This window comes from Pigmentiphaga aceris (assembly GCF_008119665.1).
Classification (GTDB): domain Bacteria; phylum Pseudomonadota; class Gammaproteobacteria; order Burkholderiales; family Burkholderiaceae_B; genus Pigmentiphaga; species Pigmentiphaga aceris.
This window is the reverse complement of sequence record NZ_CP043046.1, coordinates 2391615-2416250: the sequence shown is the minus strand read 5'-3', so window position 1 is coordinate 2416250 and position 24636 is coordinate 2391615. Positions and strand designations below refer to the sequence as shown.

The window sequence follows — 24636 nt, the reverse complement described above, 5'->3', positions numbered from 1 at the left end:
TTTTATTGTTTGCCGATCAGCACGCGGTCAAGACCGACGAGACGATCAAGCAGGATCATCATGATGGCCGTGCCCGCGATGATCAGTGTCGACACCGACGCCACCAGCGGATCGATCGTCTGGGCAATCTGGTTGTACATGGCGACCGGCAGCGTGGTCGTGCCTGGGGTTGCCACAAAGATCGTCATCGTCAGCTCGTCGAAGCTTTGAATGAAGGCCAGCATCCAGCCGCCCACCACACCCGGCAAGATCAAGGGCAGCACGATGCGACGGAATGCGGTCCAGCGGCTTGCGCCCAGAGACAGCGCCGCACGCTCGGCATCGCGGTCCATGCCCACTGCGGCCGACAGCACCAGTCGCAGGGCATACGGCATGATGACGATCACGTGCGTGAAGGCCAGCCACACAAAGGAACCCGACATGCCTGCAAGGTTGAAGAAGCGCAGGAAAGCCACGCCCAGCACCACGTGCGGGATCATCAGCGGCGACATGAAGAACGCCGCCAGCACGCCCCGCCCCGGGAAGCGATAACGCGTCAGCGCCAAGGCCGCAGGTACCGCAAGCGCCACCGACACGGTTGCCGACACCAGGCCCAAGCCCAGTGACAGCCAGAAGGCGTTGATGATTTCGTTGGCCTCGAAGATTGCCCGGAACCAGCGCAGCGACAGACCATCGGTGGGCATCGAGATGTAGCCCAGCGGCGTGAACGACACCACCACCACCGTCAGCAAGGGCGCGACGATGAACCCGATGAACAGCGTGTGATACGCGATCGACCACCATCCGTTTTTACGCATCTTGGGCTCCACTGTCGAAGACTTGCTTGAAGCGACGTTCCACCAGGCGGTTGCAGCCGATGATGATCACCACGTTGGCGATCAGCAGGATGACGGCAATCGCCGCCCCCAGCGGCCAGTTCAAGGTGCTGAGGAACTCGTCGTAGGCGGCAGTGGCCACCACTTTCAGGCGACGCCCACCCAACAACGCAGGGGTGGCGAAAGCCGACGCGGCCAGTGCAAAGACAATGATGCTGCCCGACAGCACACCCGGCAGAATCTGCGGCAGGATCACGCGACGGAACACCGTGGCGGGCGATGCGCCCAGCGACAGACCCGCGTTTTCCACTTGCGGATCAAGCTTTTGCAGCGTTGCCCAGACGGCGATCACCATGAAGGGAATCAACACGTGGGTTAGCGCGATCACCACGCCAGTCATGGTGAAGACCATCCGGATCGGCGAGTCGATGGCACCAATGGCCAGCAGCATTTCGTTGATCAGGCCCTTGTTGCCCAACAGGATCGACCAGCCCAGCGTGCGCACCACCACCGAGATCAGCAGCGGGCCCAGAATCACCACCAGGAACAGGCCACGCCACGGGCTTTTCATGCGCGCCAGAATGATGGTTTCCGGCACGCCAAACACCACACACAGCACCGTGACCGCCAGCGCCAGCCCCCCTGTGCGAAGAAAGATCTCGTGGTAATAACCGTCCGAGAAGATCTCGATGTAGTTGTGCAGCGTGTGCGTGGGCAAGATGCCCTTCGTGCCATCAAAGGCATTGAAGGACAGCATGGCGGTCAGTGCCAGTGGCACCAACAGCAGCGATACATAGACGACAAGCGCGGGGCCGGACAGGTACCAGGGCGCAAGACTGCGCTTGCTGGTACGGGCCACCGGCGTGTTCAGCACGGCGGCATCAGGCATGTGCAGCCTCCGCAGACAGCATGCGCAGGTCATCGTCGGACCAGTTCACCACAATGGCGGTGCCTTCTTCCGGCGGCACGGTGCCGGTGTTCGGCAAGCTCATGCGCAGACTGCCGACTTTGCTGTCGACTTCCAGCATCCAGTGGCTGCCCAGGAACAGACGGGTGCGAACCGTCGCGGCCAGGCCGGCTTCGCCTGGCCCGGCGATGCGAATTTTCTCAGGACGTACATACACGTTGACCGTGCCGCGCGGGTCTTTGCCTTCGTGCGGAATCTGGGCCACCAGATCGCCCAGGCGGACCTCACAGCAGCGTTCTTTCTTGGCCTGCACTTCACCGCGCAAGACATTGGTCTTGCCCAGGAAGCCCGACGCAAAGGTCGATACCGGGCGCTCGTAGGCTTCGTAGGGTGTGGCCAGCTGGACGATGCGTCCGCCGTGCATCACGGCAATGCGGTCACTCATGGTCATTGCTTCGACCTGATCGTGGGTGACCAGAATGGTGGTGATGCCCAGCGAGCGCTGAATCGCGCGCAGTTCAATGTGCATTTCTTCGCGCAGCTTGGCATCCAGATTGGACATCGGCTCGTCCAGCAGCAGCACTTCGGGACGGATCGCCAAGGCGCGTGCAATGGCGACGCGCTGGCGTTGACCGCCCGACAGTTCACGTGGATACCGTTCGCCCAGTCCGTCCAGACGAACCAGCGACAAGGTTTCCGAGATTCGTTTGTCGCGCTCGCTGCGGCCCATGCCGCGCATTTCCAGACCGAAGCCGATGTTCTGGCCCACGGTCATGTGCGGGAACAGCGCGTAGCTTTGGAACACCACGCCCATGCCGCGTTTTTCCGGACGCACATCGGTAATGTCACGCCCGTTCAGAATGACCTTGCCGGCTGACGGGTCGACAAACCCGGCGACCATTTGCAGGGTGGTCGTCTTGCCACAGCCCGAGGGGCCGAGCAAGGCAATGAACTCGCCGCGCTCGACGGCCAGGCTCAGTCCTTGGACCGCGTTGAAATCGCCAAAAGACTTGGCGAGCCCTTCCAGTTTCAGAAAGCTCATATTCACATCCGATTTGCTGTTCAAAGGCGACGCGTTGCACGTCGGTCGTCCACGCGCAGCAGCATGTGCTGCGTGGAACCCAAGTGGGGGGATGGGACGACGGGCGGGGTTGGCTTGCGACCCCGCCTGAACGGATTACCGTTCGACCGTGCGGTTCCAGCGGTTGGTCCAGTCAGTACGCTGCGTATTGATGGTGTCCCAGTCGGACGCCTGCAGCTTGCTCACCTGTGCTTCACCGTAAGGCACCTTGGCCGCGACCGCCGGTTCCAGCTTGGCAGTGCGGTTGACCGGACCGAAGCCCTGGCTTGCGGCCAGATCGGCCTGGACTTCAGGCGTCAGCAAATACTGGATGAATTGCTGCGACAGTTCCGGCACATCGCTTTTCACGACTGGGCAAGCCGCGATCATCAGCGCCGGTGCGCCTTCCTTCGGGAATACGAATTCAACCGGGAAACCGGTTTCCTTCAGCGCCTGCACACGGCCGCTGCCCCAGACGCCCAGGATGGCATCACCGTTTTGCAGCAGTTCGGTCATCTTGCCCGGCGAGGGTTCCCAGGCCAGCACATTCGGGTTCACCTGCTTGATGATGGCGTTGAAACCCGGATCGATGTTCTTCGCATTGCCGCCGTTCAGCTCGGCAAACTTCACCAGGGTCTGCAGACCATAGGTGTTCGAGATCGGCGGAATGACGATCTTTTGCGAGAACTTCTTGTCGGTCAGGATGGTCCAGGAATCCGGTGCCGGCAGGCCCAGCTTCTTGAACGCTTCGGTGTTGTACATCAGGCCGGTGGCGACCACACCAACGGCGGTTGCGGTGTCGCCCAGCTTGGCGAAGGGGTACAGGTCTTTGTAGATCGGGGCGTCGGCAACCTTGTCACAGAAGCCAAATTGCATGGCCTGGTACATCGGGCCGTCATCGACCAGCACCACGTCGAGTTCCGGTGCAGCCTTCTGCGCTTGCAGCTTGGCCAGCGTGTCGGTGGAGTTGCCTGCCACGTAGACGATCTTGGCTTTGTGCTTGGCCTCGAAGGCCGGGATGATTTTTTCCTTGAACAGCTTTTCGGTCGAACCGCCGTAAGAACCCAGGTACAGCGTGGGCGTCTGCGCCACTGCCGCACCGCTTGCTGCCAGGGTTGCTGCCAAAAGCACTGCCGCGCTCAGTACATTGCGTTTCATCGTAGTCCCCTCCGTGAACGCTGGTTAAGAACTCCCGGTCCCTTTGTTGTGTTGCTGGGCTACCGGATGTTCAGAAAAACTCATACCTGCGACTAGCGTAGGGGCATTCGACTTTAAGGAATAATGCTTTTTTTTGGCGTTTCAATGCCTATTTCGCATAGGGTCGTTACATTCAACCCTGCATGACGCCTATGCACCAATGCGGGTACCGTTGCACGCATCCGCCAAGGAATCTGCATGAAAATCCGCCAGCTCGAAGCCTTTCGCGCCGTCATGGCATACCAGACCGTCACGCGTGCGGCCGAGGCGCTGCACATCTCACAGCCCGCCACTACGCGCCTGATTGCCGACCTGGAAGAAAGCGTCGGCTTTCCTTTATTTCTTCGTGCCCGTGGAAGACTGTATCCCACGCCAGAGGCAGAGTCGTTATACGAGGAAGTCCTGCGTTCACTGGTGGGGGTGGAGCGCATCGCGCGCGCCGCAGAGGACATTCGCACTCAGCAGCGTGGCAGCCTGCAAATCGCGGCGGCACCCGCCATCGCGATTTCCCTGCTGCCCCACGCGATTGCCGAATTCGTCGCCACCCGGCCGGACGCGAACATCTCGCTGCTGATGCACAGTTCGCGAACCGTGGTGGACATGGTGCAGGGCCAGCGCTGCGATGTCGGCTTCCCTATCCTGTCTCTGGACATGAGCAGTACCCACGGAGAGCTGCTGTTCGCCGCTCGCCTGGTCTGTGCGGTCCCTGCCAACCACCGCCTGTGTGACCGTGAGGTGATCTATCCCCACGACTTCGTGGGAGAGTCCTTCATTGCTCACCCCAAGACGATTCACACCCGCCTGGAAACCGATTCCATGTTTGCCGCTCACGGCGTAGAGCTTCAGTCACGGATCGAATGCCAGGTGTCGATGTCGATCTGTCACTTCGTGGAAGCAGGCTTGGGCGTATCGCTGGTGGAAGCGATCACCGCATCGGTCTACAAGGGGGACAAGGTGCGGTTCATTCCTTTCGAACCCGCGATGAAGGCGAATTTCTCGGTACTGACACCCATCGACAGAAAACCGTCTTTGCTGCTGCAGGCCTTCATCACCCACGTGCGCGAATATGCGTATCGGACGATTGACGACCGTTTCATCGTGCGCTGATCATTCCTGTGCGACGCGATCAACGCAACATAAGCGGAACGCTTTTCGCCTTCGCATGGTCGTAGTCTGTATGCGACCCCGGACCACCGACCGGAATACGGTCGCCACCTTTATCGACTTCGTGCAGCAGACACCATGATGAAAGTAGATCGACGCGCCTTCCTGGGCAAACTTGCTGGCACCGCAGCGGGCGTGACCGCCCTGTCTGCCTGGACCGCTTCCGTTTCAGCCCAGGGCAGCCAACCCGCCGAGGGCACGCAGTACGTGAAACTGGCTACACCGCAGCCGGTGTCAGTGCCGGGCAAGATCGAAGTTCTGGAATTTTTCTCCTATGCCTGCCCGCACTGCTTCGCGTTGGAAACCTATCTTGAGCCTTGGGCCAAAAAGCTGCCTGCAGATGTGAGCTTCAAGCGCATCCCGGTGCCCTTCCTGGCCAGCGCCGACAACCTGATGCGCAGCTATTTTGCGTTCGAGTCGCTGGGCATTGTCGACAAGATGACTGCCCCGATGTTCACCGCAATGAACGTGAACCGGCAACGCTTGGCAACCCCGGATGAAGTCGCCGCACTGGTCGAGAAAAACGGTGGCGACAAGCAGGCGTTTCTGGCCGCCACGAAGTCTTTCGGCGTGCAGAACAGCATGGTTCGCGCAAAGAAAATGCTGACCGATTACGGGGTGGATTCCACGCCCACGTTCATTGTGCAAGGTGAGTTCCTGACCTCACCTGCCACGGCAGGTGGTCATCCCCAGGCATTGGCCGTGACCGACTTCCTGATCGACAAGGTGCGTCGGAAGGCATAAGCCTGTCGTCGTTCTTGAAGCATGGATTGTCTGCCTCAAGGGGAACGGAAATTGCGGTAATCGGGCCTGAAACCACTCGTTTACAGGCCCATCATGACCACGATCCCAGACCCGAATCAGCCCGATACGGCTGATAAGGATAGACCCAAGCCCACGCCTGCTTCTGGTAAGGACGCCGAGGCCCAACCGGCGGATTCGACCCACGACGAGAACGAAGCAGACCGCCAGGTGCAGCGTACCGAGACCGAAGGGCCGCGCCGCATGCCGCAACCGTGAACCATGAGAAACGCCGCCTTCCGTATCCACGGAAGGCGGCGTTTGCATTTGTCGGCCTGACGTCTGTCTGCTTGACGTCTGTCAGTTGGTCTACTTAGCTTTTGAAGAAGGCCAACAGGTCAGCGTTCAGCACCTCGGCATTGACGGTCAGCATGCCGTGCGAATAGCCCTTGTACACCTTCAACGAGCCATTCTTCAGCAGCTTGATTGCCTTCAGCGCGGCATCGGCAATCGGCACGATCTGGTCATCGTCGCCATGCAACACCAGGGTCGGGATGGTGATCGCTTGCAGGTCAGCGGTCTGATCGGTTTCCGAGAATGCCTTGATGCCCTCGTAATGGGCCTTGGCGCTGCCCATCATGCCCTGACGCCACCAGTTCTGAATCACGCCCGGATAAACCTTGGCCCCTTCGCGATTGAAGCCGTAGAACGGGCCGGCGGGCACGTCGAGGAACATCTGGGCACGATTGCCAGCAACGCCTGCACGGAAGCCATCGAACACTTCCATCGGCAAGCCTTCCGGGTTGTTCGCGGTCTTCAGCATCAGCGGGGGAACTGCGCTGACCAGCACGGCCTTGGCGGCGCGGCCGCTGGGCTGGCCGAACTTGGCCACATAACGTGCCACTTCACCGCCACCGGTCGAATGACCGACGTGGAACACCTTGGTCAGGTTCAGCGCTTCGACCACCGCGAACGCGTCAGCGGCGTAGTGGTCCATGTCATGACCCTCGCTCACCTGGGCCGAGCGACCGTGGCCACGACGGTCATGCGCAATGACGCGATAGCCCTGGCTGACGAAGAACAGCATCTGCGCATCCCAGTCATCGCTGGACAGCGGCCAACCGTGGTGGAACATGATCGGCTGGCCATTCTTCGGGCCCCAATCCTTGTAGAAGATTTCTACGCCGTCCTTGGTGGTGATCGTGTTCATAGCGTACTGTCCTTTCTGAGGGTGCGCGGATGCGCGGTGCGTGTTTGAGCCGGCAGCGTGTGCTGCGAACGGCAGACCTGCGATAGCCAGGGTTCCCGCGCCAGCGAGAAGCAGCTTTCGCCGGTCCTGCTCGAAGGCGGTGGGCAAATCAGCGTTTGTCATGATGTATTCCGACGGGTTCAGCGTGTTGCTTCAAGGCGAGCGACCGGATGGACGGTGCCGGGCAGGCGACGGTCCGAAACCCTTGATGCTCATGGCTTCACGCGACAACGTGCCATGCCGAATTTTGATGCGGAGCACCATGCAGGTATTGCACGTTTGGTATGCGACTTGGATGTTCTGGTCGTGACGACCTATCTCAAAAGGCCGAGTCGAAAGCCCGGGCGTGACCAAACGTTTGAATCGGAAAGCTGGGTTTTCCAGCCGAACACAGGCACTTATTGCATGGCATGCTCGGGCGCGCCAACCCTGTGTTTTCCAAGGAGCCTTTCTGCATGCGTAGCTTGATTCCCACCCTGCACGTCACCCGCCCGGCCACGTCTACCGGCCTGGCACCCAAACTGGGGGGACTGCCTTGGGGTTTATCGACTTCGCTCTGGCCTGTCTGCAAGGAATGCGGACAGGCCATGAGTCTGGTGGCGCAACTGCCGGTGCGGGATGCACTGGACCAGTTGGGACCGCTGGCAGGCCAAAGCGAGCTGAGCGATCTGGTGCTGCATCTGTTCAAGTGCGAAGGTGAAGATGTCTGCAGCTTCTGGAACCCGGATATCGGCACCAATGCCGCCTTCTTCCTGTCGCGCAATGACCTGCGTGAGGGTTACACCGCTGCTCCCGAGAGCACGACGGAAATCTTGCCGGAGCTATGGGTGACCGGCTGGAAGCCGTTTGAAGACCCGGTACCGCCAGAGCTGGCGGAAGCGGTCAACGATCCGATCCGCTGGCTCAACGATTTCACTGACGACATGCTGTTTCCAGCAACGCATCGGACGAAGCTGGGTGGCGTGCCCTGGTGGACGGGAAACGGGCCGCAGCAGGTGCCCAATGCACCGTTTGCCTACCTGCTGCAGATCGATCAGTTTCTGGAGGTCGAAGATGCCGAACATGATGTGAGCTTCGGCAACTTCTGCTCGGACGGCACGTGCTACGTCTTTGTCGACGCCGAGTCGCTGCGCGCCACGATGTTCATCAATCGATAGCGTGGCGCGCGATTCGGGCCGCATCAGGCCTCATCGGACCGTATCTGCCCGCTTATGCCCGCTCGAAGATCGCCGCGATCCCCTGCCCGCCGCCGATGCACATCGTGACCAGCGCATAACGGCCGCCAATGCGTTCCAGTTCGTACAGCGCCTTCACCGTCACGATGGCTCCGGTCGCACCCACCGGATGACCCAGCGAAATGCCGCTGCCGTTCGGGTTCACCTTCGCAGTATCCAAGCCCAACTGACGCGTCACCGCGCACGCCTGGGCCGCAAAGGCCTCATTGGCCTCGATCACGTCAATCTGATCAAGACGAATGCCGGTACGCTCCAATACCTTGCGGGTGGCCGGTACCGGGCCAATGCCCATGGTGCGCGGGTCCACCCCCGCGTGGGCATAGCCGACCAGTCGGCCCAGCACCTTGCTGCCACGCCGCTTGGCTTCCTCTGCTTCCATCAGCACGATGGCCGCCGCCCCGTCGTTGATGCTGGACGCATTACCCGCCGTGACGGTGCCGTTTTCTTTCTGGAACACCGCGCGCAGCTTCGCCAGTTCTTCCAGCGAAATGTCGGCGCGCGGGTTCTCGTCGGTGTCGAAGATGACCTCGCCCTTGCGGCTCTTGATGCTGATAGGAACGATCTGGTCTTTGAAGTAGCCGGCCGCAATGGCTGCGGCGGCACGCCGATGCGACAGGAATGCCAACTGGTCCTGGTCTTCACGGGTGATCTGGTTTTCTGCCGCCACGTTCTCTGCCGTGACACCCATGTGGATGCCGTGGAACGGGTCATGCAAGGTGCCGAGCAACATGTCGACGACCTTGGTGTCGCCCATGCGTGCACCAAAGCGGTGGCTGGGCAGGTGGTATGGCGCGCGGCTCATGACTTCCGAGCCGCCAGCAATGGCTGTGTCGTACTCGCCAAGCAAGATGCCCTGCGCTGCCGATACGATGGCCTGCAGGCCAGATCCGCACAGACGATTGACGGTAAGCGCAGGCGTGTGAACGGCAATGCCCGCGTCGATGGCCGCTACCCGGGCCAGGTACATGTCGCGCGGGTCGGTCTGCACGACATTGCCGAACACCACGTGTCCGACCTCGTCGCCGCCAAGCCCGGCGCGCGACAAGACTTCCTTGGTGACGATGGTAGCCAGCTGGCTGGGCGTGAAGTCTTTCAGACTCGCGCCAAAGCTACCAATTGCGGTGCGAGCGCCCGCCACCACGACAACATCACGCATGCCTGTCTCCTCGTTTTAGGTGGTGGATACGATAGCGTAGCCACCCCTTTCACACGAGCAGACAGACCTGCGGATTAACCCGCGTCAGGCCACGTCGCCCCACAAATCATGCGAGTCCGAGCCGGTGATGCGCACCGACACGATGTCGCCCACCTTGTAGCGCTTCCAGGGCTTTTCAGCCGGCGAGATGAAGACGCTGCCGTCGATTTCCGGTGCATCAGCCATCGAGCGCGCAATGCCGCCGTCGGCGTTGACTTCGTCCACCAGGCACTTCACGACCTTGCCAACCTTCTTGGCCAGACGCTTGCGCGAGATGCTTTCCTGAACCGCCATGAAACGCGCAACGCGTTCGTTGCGGATGTCTTCCGGCACCGGATCGGGCAATTCATTGGCGGTAGCACCTTCCACCGGCGAGTAGGCAAAACAGCCCACGCGGTCGAGCTGGGCTTCCACCAGGAAGTCCAGCAGTTCCTGGAATTCTTCTTCGGTTTCGCCCGGGAAGCCAGCGATGAAGGTGCTGCGGATGGTGAGTTCCGGACAGGCCTCGCGCCAAGCGCGGATGCGATCCAGATTGCGTTCGCTGGAAGCCGGACGCTTCATCAGCTTCAGAATGCGTTGGTTCGCGTGCTGGAACGGCACGTCCAGATACGGCAAGACACGGCCGCCGCTGGCATGGGTTTCGTTCATCAGCGGAATGACTTCGTCCACGCTGGGATACGGGTAGACATAGTGCAGGCGCACCCACATGCCCAGCGTCGCCAGTTCGCGGACCATGTCGGTCATGCGCGTACGCACGGCACGGCCGTTCACAAAACCGGTGCGGTATTTGACGTCCACGCCATAGGCGCTGGTGTCTTGCGAGATCACCAACAGTTCTTTCACACCGGCCTTGGCCAGGTTTTCGGCTTCGCGCACCACGTCATGGATGGGGCGCGACACCAGGTCACCGCGCATCGACGGGATGATGCAGAAGGTGCAGCGGTGATTACAGCCTTCCGAGATCTTCAGATAGGCGTAATGCTTGGGCGTCAGGCGAATACCGTGGTCCGGCACCAGGTCGATGAACGGGTCGTGCGGCTTGGGCAGGTGTTCGTGCACCGCCTGCATGACTTCGGTCGTGGCGTGAGGGCCGGTTACAGCCAGCACGCTGGGGTGCACGTGTTCGATCAGGTTGCCGCCGGTTGGGCCAGCCTTGGCCCCCAGACAGCCTGTGACGATGACCTTGCCGTTCTTGTTCAGCGCCTCGCCGATGGCGTCCAGGCTTTCGCGCACGGCGTCGTCAATGAACCCACAGGTATTCACGATGACGAGGTCTGCACCCTCGTAGCTGGGCGAGGTTTCGTACCCTTCTGCACGCAGCTGGGTCAGGATTTGTTCCGAATCCGTGAGTGCTTTTGGGCATCCAAGTGAGACAAATCCCACTTTGGGTGCTGACAAGTACGGCTGGGACGGCGGGGCGACAACTGATGACATCTGCGGCAGGCACCGTCGCACTACCGCGGCACCATCAAAGGGAAAACGCGGATTTTACCGGTTTGGCCATGCTCGTGTCGCGCCGCCTATGCGGGTTCGTTGCCGGGGGGAAACGGAAGTGGTGCCAAACCGCAGCTTGCCTGTGCGCGCTCGATCACTTCAAGAATTTCGTGCGAATCGTGCAGGCGACGAATGGCGTCGTGCAACTCGACCGCCTGCGGCCAAGTGCGCTTCAGATAACTGAGCCACATTTTGACGCGACCATGTTCGTGGCGGACCGCGACACGAATCTTCAGTTTCTTCAGGTAATCGGCAAGCTGCGCCAGCACAGCCGGCCATTCCTCGCTGGACGGGGTCCGCGCCATCAGCCCCCGGATACGCAAAGCCAGGAACGGGTCTGACACCGCCCCGCGGCCGATCATCACGTCTTCACAGCCGCTGACCGCCCTGCACCGCTCCCAGTCTTCCACCGTCCAGACGTCGCCGTTGGCCATCACCGGCACATCCACCGCCGCATCGATGTGGGCAATCCATTCCCAATGAGCGGGCGGTTTGTAGCCGTCTTCGCGGGTTCTGGCATGTACGACCAAGCTGGCCGCGCCGCCCTCGGTCAGCGCGCGTGCACAGTCCAAGGCACGCGAGGTGTCTGAGACACCAAGACGCATCTTTGCCGTAACGGGAATGTGGGCAGGAACCGCCATGCGAACCGCAGAAACGATGCTGTAGAGCTTGTCCGGGTGCGCCAGCAGCATGGCACCGCCGCCGTGCCGATTGACGACCTTGGCGGGGCAACCGAAGTTCAGATCGATACCGTGCGGCGACAGCTTGGCCGCATGGACGGCGTTGACTGCCATCCATTCCGGATCGCTGCCCAGCAGCTGGATCACCATCGGCGTGCCGCTGGGGGTGTAGCCACCGTGCAGCACTTCGGGCGTGTCTCGTTCGTACACGCTTTGCGGCAGGACCGAACCCGTTACGCGCACGAATTCCGATACGCACCCGTCAAGCCCGCCTGTGTTGGTCAGCACGTCGCGCATCACACAGTCAGCCAACCCCTCCATCGGGGCGAGAAACAACTTGCTCATGCGAACACGGTGCCTGAATTGCTGTTGCAGATACTGCGAACACCCAGCTTGAACGACGCCATGCGAAGCGCCTTGCCATCACGGAGATGGGCATGCATCACTGATTTTTCCACTATGTCCAACTATCTCACCGAGTCCTGCGCGGCAGTCTGATCTGGCTGCTCACAACCCGCTAGTTTAGCTGTCGGCACGCCGCGATCCGGCGTGAACGCATATGCCGCATAAGGCTCGCGATTATCGTCTTGGCTTGTACGGGTTGTGACACAGCCTTCGCCAAGCTTATTTGGGCTCGGGCTTTCGATACGTGCTCGCGCTCCAGTAACGGCTGCCGCTGCTTTCGTGACGAGCCCATCCGGCTCGTTCCAGACGTTTACCGATCATGCGATTCATGAATCCATGCCCAAGCAAAAGCACGTTTTCTTCGCCCGCAAGCGTCTGCAGTTGTTGCATGGCCTGATCGGCACGCAAGCCGGCATCTCGCGCAGACTCGACCGTCGGAGCAAAACCGCCCAGCCATGCCATTCGAAGCATGAAGGCCCAGGTGAACGGCGACAGGCGGGGCTGCGTCCATCGCCCGTGCGGTAGTTGCGCCTCGCAGAACACTGCGTCGATCAAGCTGGGCGACAAGCCCAGCGCCGCGACCGACGCAAGCGCGCGCGGGGCGCTGCTCGACACTACAATATTGGCCCGGCGGGCCAGTGCCTGGCTTGCTTGAGGGACCGATTCATCCACGATCCCAGCCAGGTCGTACTGCTCGATCCATTGCTTCATGTCCCGTGCCGACACCTTGCTGATCGGACCAAGAGCCGGCTTGCCATGCCGCATCAGGATGATTTCACCAGACACCAGATTGCTTCCTTGACTGGCCGTCCGGCTGAGCAATGAACACATATGCCCATCCGACGGCGTAATGACGGATGCCTGCCTGCGGCACCCAAGGTGCGCGATGGTATCTGATGAAGCTTGCGGGGGCTTCAGCGCTGCAAAAGAATGTGTTCAGCGGATGGCATCGACGAATGCAGACAGATCAGCATTGAACCGGGTGGCCTCTTCCAGGAACGGCGCATGGCCCGATTCTGCGTACAGCTCGCTCTGAATGCCGGGGCGCAATTGCTGGGCGCGAGCAATGGCCGGCCTTGCCTGCACCAGCGCGTCACGCTCGCCGTACAGCAACAAGAGTGGCACGCGCGCGTTCCCCAAACCTTCGGCAGCTTCTACAGATATAGACATGACGGCACGCTGCATGTCCCAAGAGGCCATCGCGGCATTGGCCAGCAGGCGTTCGAAGAGGGGTGCATCGGGCTGGGTGTGGAAGCACAGGCGAAGGAAATCGCGCACGGTGTCGAGATGGGTTTTCAGGTCTGGGGATACCAGATCGCGATAGATGGTCGGGTGAGACACGATCTGGTCCGGTTTCATCTCGATCACACCGTTCACATACATGGCACCCGCAATACGGCCATCGCCGTACTTGGCCAGGTAGTTGGAGATCACGACTCCACCGAGCGACCAGCCGACCAGCACGGGTTTGCTGGGGTGCTTGGTCGACTGATCGTGGGCCTGAGCATGTGCCTGATGATGGGGCTGGTCGCGGGCCTGATTGCGGGCTTGGTCACCCACTAGACCACCCGGCTGAGTAATGGATTGAGTACTGGACTGAACTTCGGCCTGACCACCCGCCTGAGCAGCGTCGATGACCGCGGCCAAGTCATCTGCCCAGCGTCTGCCGTCTGTGTAAGACGCGGCATCCACCGGCTTGCCTGACAGCCCATGACCGCGCATGTCGTAAGTAATCAGCCTGAATCGCTGAAGCTGCGTGCTTTGTACCTGGGCGTCCCAATTCAGACGACTGCCCAGCAGGCCATGAATGAAGATGATCGGCGGGCCGTCAGGATTACCGGATTCCTGGACAGCGATGGGCACGCCGTCCGAGGATGTCACGGTGTAGGCCTTGTTTTGTGCAGAGGCGAATGGCGACACAAGCAACAAGCCGGCAGAGAACAACAACGCGGAAATTGCGCGTTTGAACATGGGTATTGAGATAGACATCACGAACTCTGGTTGAAGAAGTTCCACCAGCGTCGAGCCTCACATTGGCGTGAGGGTCAAGCGAAAAAACGCGTTATGCTTTTTTGATGACTGACGCTATTTCGCATCCTGTAGAACGCACCCCTGAGCAGCCCAATAAGCTGGCCGCTGAGCAAGCTGCTGCGCCGATCAGCAAACGCACAGTTCAGCGCGCGCCCTCACCCACTGCACAATGCACGCCCCTGAGCATTGGCACACTTGCCAGCAAGACCGGCGCAAGCGTCCGGTCCATCCGTCATTACGACGAACACGGTTTGCTTAGCTCGCAGCGCGCCAGCAATGGCTACCGAACTTTCGCCGAGACAGCGGTAACACAGGTCAAGCAGATTCAACGCATGATCGCCACCGGCTTCAGCCTGGCCGAAATCCGTGCCTTCCCCGACTGCATGCTGCTTTTGGAAGGTGCCGCCATGTGCCCGGAAACCACCGACGCGCAGCGCAAGCGGCTGGCCGATATCGAGCGCCAGATTGCCGACCTGGAGCGGCGGCGTGCGCGCCTGCTGAAGACTTTGACGGAAGGCGTGGTGCCGCCGCTCTAGCAGCCAGGCGCAGGCGAGCGGGCAAGGCCCGACATCGACCGAATCGCGCCGTCATGAGTCGTAGCAGTTGTTCTGTATTCAGTCTGGAAAAGTCAGGGCTTTATCAGGCCGGATCAGGCATATTGGCAGCTGTATTCATCACATTTTTTGACGCAGCAGCCATGCCAAATTCTCATGAAGAAATCGACGTCTGGTCTGTTGAGGGCCGCTTCTCGCAGCTGATTTTCAGCCCCAAAGGAGCCATTGAAGGCGTGTTGATCGACACCGACGGGGTGCCCACACAGTTCGTGCTGGACCCTAACGATCCGAGCACAACCGAACAGTTTGCTGGCCTGAAACCCGGTCAAGCGCTGGTGCTGGAAGGCTGTCTGGCAGACCCCTCACCCAAGGGCGAGCCTGCGCATGTGGTGTATGCGTTCGAACGCGTCGCGTCCGTCGATGGCGAGCCGCCCAAGGCACCGCGCCGCCCTGACAGTTCCACCGGTGTGGTGGTCCGCTTCAATTACGCCAAGCATGGTGCTGTGAATGGCGTTGTGCTCGACAACGGCGATTTCATTCACACCAAGCCGGGCGGCTTCGATGGGCTGGGCCTGAAGATTGGCGACACTGTAAAAGCCAAGGGGCCGGCGAAGCCGCTGATTACAGGCACGGGGCATGTAATCGAAGCACACAAGGTCAACGGCGTGAAGCTGTGAAGCCTTTGCGCTTTGATGGGTGGTGAGAAGCAATCACCAGATCAAAATCAAGCTAAGCCATGCATTGCATGGCGCATGGCATCACTTACTGCAATCGGCTTCTGGCCTGCAGTTCCTGCTTGGCGCAGGACTCTTTGATCTGGTAGCTTCCGCCCACCGCTTTTCCGACGTCTTCGCAATACTTCTCGATGCGCTCGGGAAGCACGACACGCCCGAGATTGTCGCGGGAAGTCTGCTCCATGGTCCGGCACATTTCTTCGATCTGGTAGCTTCCGCCTACGGCGTTCGAGACACTCTTGCAGTACGTGCGGATGTCGTATGCATGGGCCGCGTTTCCAACGCCCAGCAGGAAACAGGCACCGATGATGTGGCGATAGATCATATAGTCGACTGAGTAAATGAATTCGGGCCGACGCTTGATGCCGGCCCGTTTTAATGCGGTCTTTGCCTGCGATGCAGTCTTTGCGCGTAGTGCGTTTCTTATTCGCTGCTTACCCGCATCGGCCTGTTCGTTTACTTCGGTTCGTTTACTTCTGGTCGTTTACTTCCGCTCGTTACCCGGTGTATTCGGGAACGGGAAGGTCGTGAACATGTTCTTCGTCTGGTTCTGCATCTGATCCTGCATCTGCACGAACAGGTTCTTGCTTTGTTCGATGTAGTTGCTCATCACACTTTGCAGCATGGGCGTCTGGCCGTTCATGAACTGCGCCCAGACCTCAGGACCGAACTGCTGCGAGCCGTACATGCCCTTGGACTGTTCGGCAAGCTTGCTTTGAATGTCGATGAAGACCTGGATGTTCTTTTCCAGGTAGGAACCCATGATGCCTTGCATGGCATGACCATAGAAACGGATGACTTGCGCCAGCATGGGGGCCGTGAACATCGGCGAACCGACGGTTTCTTCTTCAAGGATGATTTGCAGCAGAATGCTGCGGGTCAATTCTTCGCCGTTTTTTGCGTCGAGGACCTGGAAAGGTTCGTTGTCGAGCACGAGTTGCTTGACGTCGGCCAGCGTGATGTAGGTGCTGGTCTCGGTATCGTAGAGCCGGCGATTCGGGTATTTCTTGATCAGCCGAAGGCCCTGACCGGTTCCCGGTTGCTGTGCCATGGGGGTCGTCCTCGCGTGGTGGGGTAGCCGCAGGTGTCGCCGTTACGGCGAACACCTGCTTCGAGTGTAGTGCATGGCATGCTTGCATACGCCCGCCCGGGCATGGGGCTTTCCCGAGCGGACTGCCTACACACTTACCCCATGTGCAAGCCACCATTGACCGAGAAGTCGGCACCGGTGGAGAAGCCGGACTCTTCCGACGCCAGCCAACTGACGATCGACGCGATTTCTTCAGGCGTGCCCAGACGGCGCACCGGAATCGAGGCAACGATCTTTTCCAGCACTTCCGGCTTGACCGCACGAACCATGTCAGTGCCGATATAACCCGGCGACACGGTATTCACGGTCACGCCCTTGCTGGCGACTTCCTGTGCCAATGCCATGGTGAAGCCGTGCAGGCCCGCCTTGGCAGTGGAGTAGTTGGTCTGACCGAACTGGCCTTTCTGTCCGTTGACCGAGCTGATGTTGATGATGCGACCCCAATTGGCTGCCACCATGTCATCGATGACCTGCTTGGTCACGTTGAACATGCTGTTCAGGTTGGTGTCGATCACCGCACGCCAGTCTTCCAGCGACATTTTGCGGAACAAGCCGTCGCGGGTGATACCCGCATTGTTCACCAGCACAGACACCGGACCGTGCTCTGCCTTGACCTTGGCAAAGGCTTCCTGGGTGGACTCCCAGTCGCCGACGTTGCCAACCGATGCATGGAAGGTGAAGCCTTCCGCCGCCTGCTCTTCGATCCAGCGCTTCCAGTCGCGGCTGGGGCCGCAGCCCGCCACCACGGTATACCCATCATTCGCCAAACGTCGGCAAATCGTGCTGCCGATACCGCCCATACCACCGGTTACATACGCTACTTTGCCTGCCATTGTTGCTTCTCCTGGTACGTGCCTGAGCCTTCAGTGGGACAGGGCTTATTGTGGGGGTAAAACTCCTTTCTGCGCTAGATGGCACGCACCTGAACGTATCGTCCCGGTGCGGGTTCTATCACGGGATAAGCAGTGCTCCCCTGGGTGGCAGATGCCTTTTTCTTGCGACCGGCATGGCTGGCGAGCCAGGTCGTCCAATCGTCCCACCAGCTGCCAGGGTATTCCGTGGCGCTGGCAAGCCAGTCGTCGGCGCTTTCCGGCAACGCGGCGTCTGGGGTATCGAGCAGCCAGTGGCTGCGTTTTTTCTTGGCGGGCGGGTTGACCACGCCTGCAATATGCCCGGATGCACCGAGCACAAAACGCGCGTCGCCACCGACGATTTCCGTGGAGGCGTATGCCGCCTGCCAAGGCACGATGTGATCGTCGCGCGATCCGTAGATGTAGCTGGGCATGTCCAGACGCCCCAGGTCGATGGACTGTCCGCAAGAGACCAGGCAGTCCGGGCGTCGCAGCTTGTTTTCCAGATAGGTATTGCGCAAATACCAGGTGAACAGCGGGCCGGGCAAGTTGGTGCTGTCAGCGTTCCAGTACAGCAGGTCGAATGCCTGTGGCTTCTCGCCTTTCAGGTAGTTGCCGACGACATAGTTCCAGACCAGCTCGTTGGGACGCAGGAACGAGAAAGTGGAAGCCAGTTCACCGGCAGTCAACAGGCCACCCGCACCAAGCTGCTGTTCGCGCATGCGAACGTGGGTTTCGTCGATGAAGACGTCAAGCACACCCGTGTTGGAAAAATCAAGCAGCGTCGTCAGCAAGGTCAGGCTGGCGACTGGATCGTCACCCCGTGCGCGGGCCACGGCCAGCGCCGATGCCAGCAAGGTGCCGCCTACGCAGAAGCCCAGGGCGTTTATCTGCTTCTGACCGGATACTTCGCCGGCGACACGAATCGCTTCCAGCACGCCTTCGGACAAGTAGTCGTCCCAGGTGGCTTGCAAGATGCCATCGGTATCGCTGGGCAAGGGGTTGCGCCAGGACACGATGAAGACGGTAAAGCCAGCCTCGACCGCATGACGCACGAAGGAGTTGCCCGCTTGCAGATCAAGAATGTAGAACTTGTTGATGCAAGGCGGCACGACCAGCAGCGGACGCGTATATACGTTCGGCGTGGTGGGTGCGTATTGGATCAGCTGAATCAGCCGGTTTTCGAAAATTACGCTGCCTGGCGTGGTGGCCAGGTTTTCACCGACATGGAAACCGCTTTCGTCGGTCTGTGAAATACGCCCGCGACGCATGTCGTCAAGCATGTTGGTGATGCCGGCTTGCAGGCTGGCACCCTTGCTTTCGATCAGCGTGCGCTGGGCATCGGGGTTGAAGGCCAGGAAGTTGGACGGCGCGGTGGCGTCGATCCACTGGTCTACGGCAAAGCGAATGCACTGCTGTACGTGCGGTGTGGCCTCAACGCTGTCTGCCAGTTGGCGCATGGCATTGGCAGTGTTGAGATACGCATGTGCCATGAACAGATGCGGCTGGCTGTCGCGCCATGCGGGCGATGAGAAACGACGATCAGTGACCGGCGCCAGCTGGCCGCGCGCGGCGGTTTCGCACAGGCGCTTCCAGTCTTCGTTGAAAGAATGCTGGATCGCCGAGACACGCTCGGGTGACAGCGCAACGCCATCCGGCACAGCGGCCGGTTGAAGCAGCGGGGCGAACGCCGCGGATAGATCTGGCAGGACCGGCTTGAAAAACTGCTGACTCACGCTCGACACCTTGTGGCTGGGCTTCGTCTAGAGATAGTGCATAGTCGGTGGCATGTGTGTCAATTTGGAAATTCACAAAGCATGTCCATCGCAATCATCGTCGCTATCGGCTGGCTGTATGTCACGGTACTCATGGCAGCGTCTCAGCCGACCGTGTTGGCTGCCATTGCCACCCTGCTGTTTTATGGTCTGCTGCCGACCGGGATCTTGATGTACATCATGACCGCACCACTGCGCCGCCGTCGCCGCATCGCCCGGGAAGCTGCCGCCGATGCGGCTGCCCGCGAAGCGGGCGCAGCCGAGGAAGCCAAACAATCATCAAACCCGTAGGCGGCGAAGGATGGCGATGATTATCCAAACTCAGGCATTCAGCCAGGCAAGCGTCGCAATCCGCCCGGTCGTGCCATCGCGCCGGTAAGAGAAATAGCGCGAAGGCTCGCTGACGGTGCAACGGCCGCTAAGCTCGACCTGTGCCACCCCTGCCCTGCGCAAGCGTCTGGCCGCCAGCTCGGGCAAGTCTGCCCACCATTTGCCCGGGACATCAAGGCGAGGCACGAAACACGCGTCATTGCCGGCATCGTCAGCCAGGAACGCATCGCGCACGTCGGCACCCACTTCAAAGGCCTGCGGACCAATGGCCGGGCCGATCCAGGCTTTCCATGAAGACGATGCGCCAGTGGCCTGCGCCATGCGGGTCAGGGTCGATTCCAGCACGCCACCGACCAGACCACGCCAGCCGGCGTGTGCAGCGCCGATGATGGTCGCGGCCTCGTCGACGATCACGACGGGCAGGCAATCGGCGGTGAGAATGGCAAGGACACGGCCGGGCGTCTGGGTGATCGCAGCATCGGCACGAGGCGGGTGCCAGACCGATACCGAGTCGTTGACCAGTGTGCTTTGCTGGGCTTCAGATGACGCATCTGCATCGAAGACCTCCGTGCCATGCACCTGATCCAACCAGCACGGGTCTGCGGGCAACTGGGTGCGCAGACGAGCACGATTTTCCGCCACCGCAGATGGGTCATCACCCACATGAATGCCAAGATTCATTCCGGCATACGGTGCTTGGCTGACACCCCCTGCCCGCTCGCTGCAAAAGGCGCTGACACCCGGCCAGGATGGCCCGGCCCACTTCGCGAAGGCAGGCAGCATGGCTGTGTCGACCTTGTCTGCTGTTCGCCCCTCAGTCGGCATACTCATTCCCGTTCCGCCGACAGATCGATCCACTCGATTGAATCCATGGCTGCCTGCATGTCGGCCGGCAGGCCTGCGGTGAATTCCCTGTCCTGATCGTCGCTTGGGTCTTGGAAACGCAAGGCACGGGCGTGCAGCATCTGCCGTGCGGCCGGTGCAATGGCCTTGCCGCCGTACAAGGTGTCTGCCAGCAGGGGGTGCCCCAGACTGGCCATATGAACGCGAATCTGGTGAGTGCGCCCGGTTTCCAGCTTGCACATGACTTCCGTCACGTTCACGCCATTGAGCACCCCGAAGCGCTGCGGCTGGTAATGCGTGATGGCCGGTTTGGGCGCAATTGCACGGTCCACGCTCATACGCACCGGCACGCGGGCATCGCGGCCAATCGGCAGATCGACGCGGCCGCCTTGCATCACATGCCCCATGACCAGTGCCACATAGCGACGTCCGACGGTGCGCGCCTGCAGTTGCCGCACCAGATTGGTCTGGGCCTGGATCGTGCGCGCCACCACCATCAAGCCAGAAGTGTCCTTGTCCAGACGGTGCACGATGCCGGCACGTGGCACCTGGCTTAAGGTCGGATAACGGTGAAGCAAGCCGTTCAGCAAGGTGCCCGACCAATTGCCGGCCCCCGGATGGACGACCAGGCCGACCGGTTTGTCGACCACCAGCCAGTCGTCGCTTTCAGCAACCACTGGGAAATCCACCGGTTCCGGGCTGAACGCGCGCGATTCTGGCGGTTCTTCTTCGGTAACGGTCAGTTTGTCGCCGGGCCAGATCTTGTGCCGCACGCCAGACGCCACCACACCGTTGACCTTGACGTGCTCCCGTTCGATCCAGCCCTGCAGGCGTCCACGGGAGTGTTCAGGCATCAATTGCGCCAGGATTTTGTCCAGACGATCGGGCTTCAGCGTCTCGGGCAGCACAAATTCGTGCACCACCGCTTCGGGCGCATCAGCGAATTCTGCGGGTTCGGCGGGCTCGGAGGCATCGTGGTCGAGCGGGGAATCGGGGATAAACGACATCAGGAAGAGGCGGGACCAGCGGCAAGTTGAAGATTCCCCGAGCATATCGCGCCGCGAGCCACCCGCGATGCGGCCGGGCCGATATAATCGACGCTCCGATAGGTGAGGATTTCCCAATGCAGTTGATCTCAGTCTGGACCGCCGCAACCCGGCGCCTGGCAGTTGGCGTCGCTTTTGCGATGCTGGCCGTGGTGGTGGCAGGCTGCGCCAGCCCCGCCAAAGAATATGACCCGACCACCAACTGGACGGTGGAACGCCTGTATCGCGATGCCAAGGACGAGATGGGTGCGTCCAACTGGCCGCAGGCGCTCAAACAGTTGCAGCGTCTTGAATCGCGCTTCCCGTTCGGCGTCTACGCCCAGCAGGCACAGATCGATATCGCGTACGTGAACTGGAAAGACGGCAATCCGGCCGAGGCCCTGGCGGCTATCGAGCGCTTCCAGCGCCTGCACCCCAGCCATCCGAACCTGGACTACATGCTGTACCTGAAGGGCGTGATCAATTTCTATCGCGACTCACCCTTCCTGGCCAGCCTGGCAGGCCAAGACCCCAGCGAACGTGATCCGAAGGGCGCGCGTGAATCCTTCGACGCCTTCAAGGAACTGGTTACCCGCTTCCCGGACAGCAAGTACGCGCCCGACGCCCGCCAACGTCTGACCTATCTGGTCAATGGCATTGCGCAAAACGAAGTGCACGTTGCTCGTTTCTACTACGAGCGCAACGCCCATCTGGCTGCCATCAACCGTGCGCAGACCGTGGTGCGTGACTTCCAAGGTACGCCGGCTGTCGAGGAGTCGCTCTACATCCAGACGCTGGCTTACGACAAGCTTGGCATGAACGACCTGCGTGACGATGCACGTCGCGTGCTGACCTTGAACTTCCCGAATAGCCGCTTTGTGCAGCGTGGCTTCGACGAACGGGCCAAGCCGTGGTGGCAGATCTTCTGATCGTCATGATCAGTGCTGTGAACGCGCCGCAATAAAAAAACAGGGGCCTGCGGGCTCCTGTTTTTTATGGTCGTTCGATGCCGGCCACGTACATAACCGACCGATCCGCACTCAGCCCTTGTCGTCAGCCTCATCCAGCGGACGATTCGCAGCAAAAAATCCCACCGCATCATCTTCGCTGCGCGTGCGACGGAACGGCGGCAGTCCCCGCCACAGGCGCTTGCCGTAAGGCTTTTCGACCAGACGGCGGTCGCCCACCATCAATACGCCCCAATCACGCTCGGTACGAATCAGGCGACCAGCACCCTGCTTCAGTGCGATGGCGGCTTCCGGCAATTGGTATTCAAAGAACGGATTGCCACCGCGCGACTTGCTGGCCTTGATGCGGGCGTCGATGACCGGGTCATCCGGCGGCGCGAAAGGCAGTTTGTCGATGGCGACTAAAGTCAGCGCGTCGCCGGGCACGTCAATGCCTTCCCAGAAGCTGGTGCTGCCCACCAACACCGCATGCGGGCTGGCGCGGAAGCGGTCGAGCAATTCGCGCCGTGAACGCTCGCCCTGGCGGAACAAGGGCCACTCCCAGCCACGATCCTCAAAGACCTGCTGAAGCCGGGCGGCGATGCGGTCCACTGCGCGCAAGGTCGTGCAGAGGATCAGCGCCGAACCCTGGCTGGCTTCAAGCAGCGGCAACAAGGCGTCGACAAACCCGTCAAGGAAAGCCGGATCTTGCGGCGCGGGTACCCCGTGCGGCACGTACAACAGGCTTTGATTCGCGTAGTCGAACGGCGATTCCCAGCAACCCGTCTGCGCGTCGTACAGACCCAATTGCCGCGTGAAATGGGTGAAATCGCCATGTACCGACAAGGTTGCCGAGGTCATGATCCAGGCCTGGCCGACCCGTCGATGCTGCGAAAACAGCTTGGCGACCGACAGCGGCGCGGCATGCAGGCGCATGAAGTTGGCACCGACTTCCACCCAGCGGACCCATTCGTCATCGGGGTCAGCCGCTTCATCCGTCGACGCAGGGCTTGCTGCGGGCGTATCGGGCCAAGCCGACTCGGCAGCAGGCGCAATCGGCGGGTGATCCATCAACAGCGCGCTTTGGCCAGTGGCTTGCACGTTGGCAGCCAGCGCCTGACCACCTTCTGCATCGCTAGCCGTACCGTCGGCGGCGTCTGACGTGTGCGGCGCGGTCATCGCGGTGGGCACACCACCGGCCAACCAGCGCGCCAAGCGGCCAATCAGTTCCGGGCCACGGCGGCCAATGGCTTCCAGGTCCGGGTGGCGACTGCCTGCGGCTGCCGCAATGCGGCCAAGCTTGTGGATGCTGTCGACCACGCCCTGCACCGAGGTGCCGAATTCGCCACGATTGGGCAAGGCATCGATGCTGCAACGTTGCCCAGGCATTTTTTCAACCGCGGCGCAGGCCAGGCGCAAGATGCGCGCAGACTGCTCGACCGCCTGACCCAGCGCGACCCAGTCGGCGCTTTCGCGAGCATGGCTCAGGCCGGCAACGGTGGCGTCTCGGGCGTAGTCCAACAACTGGTGCGAGGACACCGAGTCGCCCAGGAAGCGCGTGGCGGCAGCAGGCAATTGATGGGCCTCGTCAAACACCACGGTATCGGCAGCCGGCAGCAGATCCGAAATGCCTTCATCACGCAGCGCCAAGTCGGCCAGGAACAAGGCGTGGTTGACCACCACCACATCGGCTTCCAGCGCCTCTTTGCGCGCGCGCATCACGAAGCAGTCACGATAGAAACTGCACTCCGAGCCCAGACAGTTGTCGCGGGTGGACGTGACACGGTTCCAGATTTCGGCGTTTTCGGGCACGTCGGCCAAGTCGGCCTTGTCACCACGCCGGGTCTGCTTGGAAAAGACCTCGATCTTGCGCAGCTGGGCAACCTCGGTACGCGACGCCAGGCGGCTGTCGTGCAAGGTCATCTCAAGGTGATGATGGCAAACATAGTTGCCCCGCCCTTTCAGCAAAGCCACCGTAACCGGCAACGCAAGTGCGGCGCGCAAAGAGGGCAAGTCCCGCGTAAACAGCTGGTCTTGCAAGGTCTTGGTGCCGGTGGAGATCAATACCTTGCCACCGTGCAGCAAGGCGGGCACCAGATACGCGAAGGTCTTGCCGGTACCCGTGCCCGCTTCTGCCACCAAGGTGCCGCGCTCGGCGATTGCCTCGCCGATGCAACAGGACAGTTCCAGTTGCTGCGCGCGTGGCGAGTAACCGGGCATGGCGCGCTGCAAGGGTCCGCCCTGGGCGAACACGGCCATGATAGAAGTGCTTACTGCGGTTGGCAGCGGCGCGTCGATTGCCGCGTCCACCGCC

At 60.9% G+C, this 24636-nt stretch carries 25 protein-coding genes; 8 read left to right on the top strand and 17 right to left on the bottom strand.

Features of this window, described 5'->3' with window-relative positions; genetic code table 11:
• Positions 1-2 precede the first annotated feature (2 nt).
• The 4 genes from FXN63_RS10390 to FXN63_RS10375 all read right to left on the bottom strand — a co-directional run bounded on the left by FXN63_RS10390 (position 3) and on the right by FXN63_RS10375 (position 3940).
• On the bottom strand, positions 3-797 hold the full coding sequence (locus FXN63_RS10390; RefSeq protein ID WP_148814583.1) for an ABC transporter permease: 795 nt from the start codon (positions 795-797) through the stop codon (positions 3-5).
• On the bottom strand, positions 790-1704 hold the full coding sequence (locus FXN63_RS10385) for an ABC transporter permease (RefSeq protein WP_148814582.1): 915 nt from the start codon (positions 1702-1704) through the stop codon (positions 790-792). The genes FXN63_RS10390 and FXN63_RS10385 overlap by 8 nt, the downstream gene beginning before the upstream one ends.
• The gene (locus tag FXN63_RS10380) at positions 1697-2764 is read right to left on the bottom strand and encodes an ABC transporter ATP-binding protein (protein ID WP_148814581.1); all 1068 of its coding nucleotides are present in this window, start codon (positions 2762-2764) and stop codon (positions 1697-1699) included. The genes FXN63_RS10385 and FXN63_RS10380 overlap by 8 nt, the downstream gene beginning before the upstream one ends.
• Positions 2765-2899: 135 nt before the next feature.
• Positions 2900-3940, bottom strand: coding sequence for an ABC transporter substrate-binding protein (locus FXN63_RS10375; RefSeq protein WP_148814580.1), 1041 nt, complete (start codon positions 3938-3940; stop codon positions 2900-2902).
• A gap of 237 nt (positions 3941-4177) precedes the next feature.
• Between FXN63_RS10375 and FXN63_RS10370 the strand changes: the two genes are divergently transcribed.
• From FXN63_RS10370 to FXN63_RS10360, 3 genes are all read left to right on the top strand, one after another.
• A complete protein-coding gene (locus FXN63_RS10370; protein WP_148814579.1) occupies positions 4178-5086 on the top strand; it encodes a LysR substrate-binding domain-containing protein in 909 nt (302 codons plus the stop codon).
• Positions 5087-5221: 135 nt separating this feature from the next.
• Positions 5222-5887, top strand: a complete 666-nt coding sequence (locus FXN63_RS10365) for a thiol:disulfide interchange protein DsbA/DsbL (protein ID WP_148814578.1) — start codon at positions 5222-5224, stop codon at positions 5885-5887.
• A 93-nt stretch (positions 5888-5980) separates the two neighbouring features.
• Entirely contained in the window at positions 5981-6163 is a 183-nt protein-coding gene (locus tag FXN63_RS10360; RefSeq protein ID WP_148814577.1) for a hypothetical protein, read from the top strand.
• A 94-nt stretch (positions 6164-6257) separates the two neighbouring features.
• Here FXN63_RS10360 and FXN63_RS10355 read toward each other — a convergent pair whose 3' ends face one another.
• Positions 6258-7094, bottom strand: a complete 837-nt coding sequence (locus tag FXN63_RS10355; protein ID WP_187395163.1) for an alpha/beta fold hydrolase — start codon at positions 7092-7094, stop codon at positions 6258-6260.
• Positions 7095-7588: 494 nt separating this feature from the next.
• Here FXN63_RS10355 and FXN63_RS10350 point away from each other — a divergent pair, with 494 nt between their 5' ends.
• Positions 7589-8290, top strand: coding sequence for a DUF1963 domain-containing protein (locus FXN63_RS10350; protein WP_148814575.1), 702 nt, complete (start codon positions 7589-7591; stop codon positions 8288-8290).
• A 52-nt stretch (positions 8291-8342) separates the two neighbouring features.
• On the opposite strand, the gene FXN63_RS10345 is transcribed toward FXN63_RS10350, so the two are convergent.
• From FXN63_RS10345 to FXN63_RS10325, 5 genes are all read right to left on the bottom strand, one after another.
• On the bottom strand, positions 8343-9524 hold the full coding sequence (locus tag FXN63_RS10345) for an acetyl-CoA C-acyltransferase family protein (RefSeq protein ID WP_148814574.1): 1182 nt from the start codon (positions 9522-9524) through the stop codon (positions 8343-8345).
• A gap of 84 nt (positions 9525-9608) precedes the next feature.
• Positions 9609-10997: a 30S ribosomal protein S12 methylthiotransferase RimO gene (rimO, locus tag FXN63_RS10340; RefSeq protein WP_148814573.1), complete on the bottom strand. Its 1389-nt coding sequence runs from the start codon at positions 10995-10997 to the stop codon at positions 9609-9611.
• A gap of 86 nt (positions 10998-11083) precedes the next feature.
• Entirely contained in the window at positions 11084-12082 is a 999-nt protein-coding gene (locus tag FXN63_RS10335) for a tRNA dihydrouridine synthase (RefSeq protein WP_148814572.1), read from the bottom strand.
• A 279-nt stretch (positions 12083-12361) separates the two neighbouring features.
• Positions 12362-12928, bottom strand: a complete 567-nt coding sequence (locus FXN63_RS10330; protein ID WP_148814571.1) for a histidine phosphatase family protein — start codon at positions 12926-12928, stop codon at positions 12362-12364.
• Between the two features lie 150 nt (positions 12929-13078).
• Positions 13079-14113, bottom strand: a complete 1035-nt coding sequence (locus tag FXN63_RS10325) for an alpha/beta fold hydrolase (protein ID WP_425468728.1) — start codon at positions 14111-14113, stop codon at positions 13079-13081.
• 239 nt (positions 14114-14352) lie between these two features.
• Between FXN63_RS10325 and FXN63_RS10320 the strand changes: the two genes are divergently transcribed.
• Together FXN63_RS10320 and FXN63_RS10315 are read left to right on the top strand one after the other, a co-directional pair.
• The gene (locus FXN63_RS10320) at positions 14353-14709 is read left to right on the top strand and encodes a MerR family transcriptional regulator (protein WP_425468727.1); all 357 of its coding nucleotides are present in this window, start codon (positions 14353-14355) and stop codon (positions 14707-14709) included.
• 161 nt (positions 14710-14870) lie between these two features.
• A complete protein-coding gene (locus tag FXN63_RS10315; RefSeq protein WP_148814568.1) occupies positions 14871-15404 on the top strand; it encodes a hypothetical protein in 534 nt (177 codons plus the stop codon).
• Between the two features lie 85 nt (positions 15405-15489).
• On the opposite strand, the gene FXN63_RS10310 is transcribed toward FXN63_RS10315, so the two are convergent.
• The 4 genes from FXN63_RS10310 to phaC form a co-directional block, all read right to left on the bottom strand.
• Positions 15490-15786 (bottom strand): hypothetical protein, encoded by a 297-nt coding sequence (locus FXN63_RS10310; RefSeq protein ID WP_148814567.1) that lies wholly within the window; start codon positions 15784-15786, stop codon positions 15490-15492.
• A gap of 159 nt (positions 15787-15945) precedes the next feature.
• Positions 15946-16512, bottom strand: coding sequence for a polyhydroxyalkanoate synthesis repressor PhaR (gene phaR / locus FXN63_RS10305; RefSeq protein WP_148814566.1), 567 nt, complete (start codon positions 16510-16512; stop codon positions 15946-15948).
• A gap of 134 nt (positions 16513-16646) precedes the next feature.
• On the bottom strand, positions 16647-17384 hold the full coding sequence (gene phbB, locus FXN63_RS10300) for an acetoacetyl-CoA reductase (protein ID WP_148814565.1): 738 nt from the start codon (positions 17382-17384) through the stop codon (positions 16647-16649).
• Positions 17385-17458: 74 nt separating this feature from the next.
• Complete coding sequence (gene phaC, locus FXN63_RS10295) at positions 17459-19081, bottom strand: class I poly(R)-hydroxyalkanoic acid synthase (RefSeq protein WP_246165177.1); 1623 nt, start codon at positions 19079-19081, stop codon at positions 17459-17461.
• A 138-nt stretch (positions 19082-19219) separates the two neighbouring features.
• Here phaC and FXN63_RS10290 point away from each other — a divergent pair, with 138 nt between their 5' ends.
• Positions 19220-19468, top strand: coding sequence for a hypothetical protein (locus FXN63_RS10290; protein ID WP_148814564.1), 249 nt, complete (start codon positions 19220-19222; stop codon positions 19466-19468).
• 30 nt (positions 19469-19498) lie between these two features.
• Here the strand turns inward: FXN63_RS10290 and pgeF are convergent, their stop codons facing one another.
• Both pgeF and FXN63_RS10280 read right to left on the bottom strand, forming a co-directional pair.
• Complete coding sequence (gene pgeF, locus FXN63_RS10285; protein ID WP_148819156.1) at positions 19499-20290, bottom strand: peptidoglycan editing factor PgeF; 792 nt, start codon at positions 20288-20290, stop codon at positions 19499-19501.
• A 44-nt stretch (positions 20291-20334) separates the two neighbouring features.
• Entirely contained in the window at positions 20335-21357 is a 1023-nt protein-coding gene (locus tag FXN63_RS10280) for an RluA family pseudouridine synthase (protein ID WP_148814563.1), read from the bottom strand.
• Between the two features lie 116 nt (positions 21358-21473).
• On the opposite strand from FXN63_RS10280, the gene FXN63_RS10275 reads away from it, so the two are divergent.
• Positions 21474-22304 carry an outer membrane protein assembly factor BamD gene (locus tag FXN63_RS10275; protein WP_425468686.1) on the top strand — a complete coding sequence of 277 codons (831 nt, stop codon included), beginning with the start codon at positions 21474-21476 and terminating at the stop codon, positions 22302-22304.
• A 111-nt stretch (positions 22305-22415) separates the two neighbouring features.
• On the opposite strand, the gene FXN63_RS10270 is transcribed toward FXN63_RS10275, so the two are convergent.
• Complete coding sequence (locus tag FXN63_RS10270; protein WP_148819152.1) at positions 22416-24581, bottom strand: ATP-dependent DNA helicase; 2166 nt, start codon at positions 24579-24581, stop codon at positions 22416-22418.
• Between the last annotated feature and the right edge of the window lie 55 nt (positions 24582-24636).

Bases quoted from the DNA above. Each gene is read 5' to 3' on its own strand.
- FXN63_RS10325 (WP_425468728.1), bottom strand. From the start codon at position 14,113: ATGTTCAAACGCGCAATTTCCGCGTTGTTGTTCTCTGCCGGCTTGTTG.
- phaR (WP_148814566.1), bottom strand. From the start codon at position 16,512: ATGGCACAGCAACCGGGAACCGGTCAGGGCCTTCGGCTGATCAAGAAA.
- FXN63_RS10345 (WP_148814574.1), bottom strand. From the start codon at position 9,524: ATGCGTGATGTTGTCGTGGTGGCGGGCGCTCGCACCGCAATTGGTAGC.
- FXN63_RS10310 (WP_148814567.1), bottom strand. From the start codon at position 15,786: ATGATCTATCGCCACATCATCGGTGCCTGTTTCCTGCTGGGCGTTGGA.
- FXN63_RS10355 (WP_187395163.1), bottom strand. From the start codon at position 7,094: ATGAACACGATCACCACCAAGGACGGCGTAGAAATCTTCTACAAGGAT.
- FXN63_RS10360 (WP_148814577.1), top strand. From the start codon at position 5,981: ATGACCACGATCCCAGACCCGAATCAGCCCGATACGGCTGATAAGGAT.
- FXN63_RS10365 (WP_148814578.1), top strand. From the start codon at position 5,222: ATGATGAAAGTAGATCGACGCGCCTTCCTGGGCAAACTTGCTGGCACC.
- FXN63_RS10380 (WP_148814581.1), bottom strand. From the start codon at position 2,764: ATGAGCTTTCTGAAACTGGAAGGGCTCGCCAAGTCTTTTGGCGATTTC.
- FXN63_RS10375 (WP_148814580.1), bottom strand. From the start codon at position 3,940: ATGAAACGCAATGTACTGAGCGCGGCAGTGCTTTTGGCAGCAACCCTG.
- pgeF (WP_148819156.1), bottom strand. From the start codon at position 20,290: ATGCTGCCTGCCTTCGCGAAGTGGGCCGGGCCATCCTGGCCGGGTGTC.
- FXN63_RS10390 (WP_148814583.1), bottom strand. From the start codon at position 797: ATGCGTAAAAACGGATGGTGGTCGATCGCGTATCACACGCTGTTCATC.
- FXN63_RS10290 (WP_148814564.1), top strand. From the start codon at position 19,220: ATGTCCATCGCAATCATCGTCGCTATCGGCTGGCTGTATGTCACGGTA.
- rimO (WP_148814573.1), bottom strand. From the start codon at position 10,997: ATGTCATCAGTTGTCGCCCCGCCGTCCCAGCCGTACTTGTCAGCACCC.
- FXN63_RS10370 (WP_148814579.1), top strand. From the start codon at position 4,178: ATGAAAATCCGCCAGCTCGAAGCCTTTCGCGCCGTCATGGCATACCAG.
- FXN63_RS10315 (WP_148814568.1), top strand. From the start codon at position 14,871: ATGCCAAATTCTCATGAAGAAATCGACGTCTGGTCTGTTGAGGGCCGC.
- FXN63_RS10385 (WP_148814582.1), bottom strand. From the start codon at position 1,704: ATGCCTGATGCCGCCGTGCTGAACACGCCGGTGGCCCGTACCAGCAAG.
- FXN63_RS10335 (WP_148814572.1), bottom strand. From the start codon at position 12,082: ATGAGCAAGTTGTTTCTCGCCCCGATGGAGGGGTTGGCTGACTGTGTG.
- FXN63_RS10270 (WP_148819152.1), bottom strand. From the start codon at position 24,581: ATGGCCGTGTTCGCCCAGGGCGGACCCTTGCAGCGCGCCATGCCCGGT.
- FXN63_RS10280 (WP_148814563.1), bottom strand. From the start codon at position 21,357: ATGTCGTTTATCCCCGATTCCCCGCTCGACCACGATGCCTCCGAGCCC.
- FXN63_RS10275 (WP_425468686.1), top strand. From the start codon at position 21,474: ATGCAGTTGATCTCAGTCTGGACCGCCGCAACCCGGCGCCTGGCAGTT.
- FXN63_RS10350 (WP_148814575.1), top strand. From the start codon at position 7,589: ATGCGTAGCTTGATTCCCACCCTGCACGTCACCCGCCCGGCCACGTCT.
- phbB (WP_148814565.1), bottom strand. From the start codon at position 17,384: ATGGCAGGCAAAGTAGCGTATGTAACCGGTGGTATGGGCGGTATCGGC.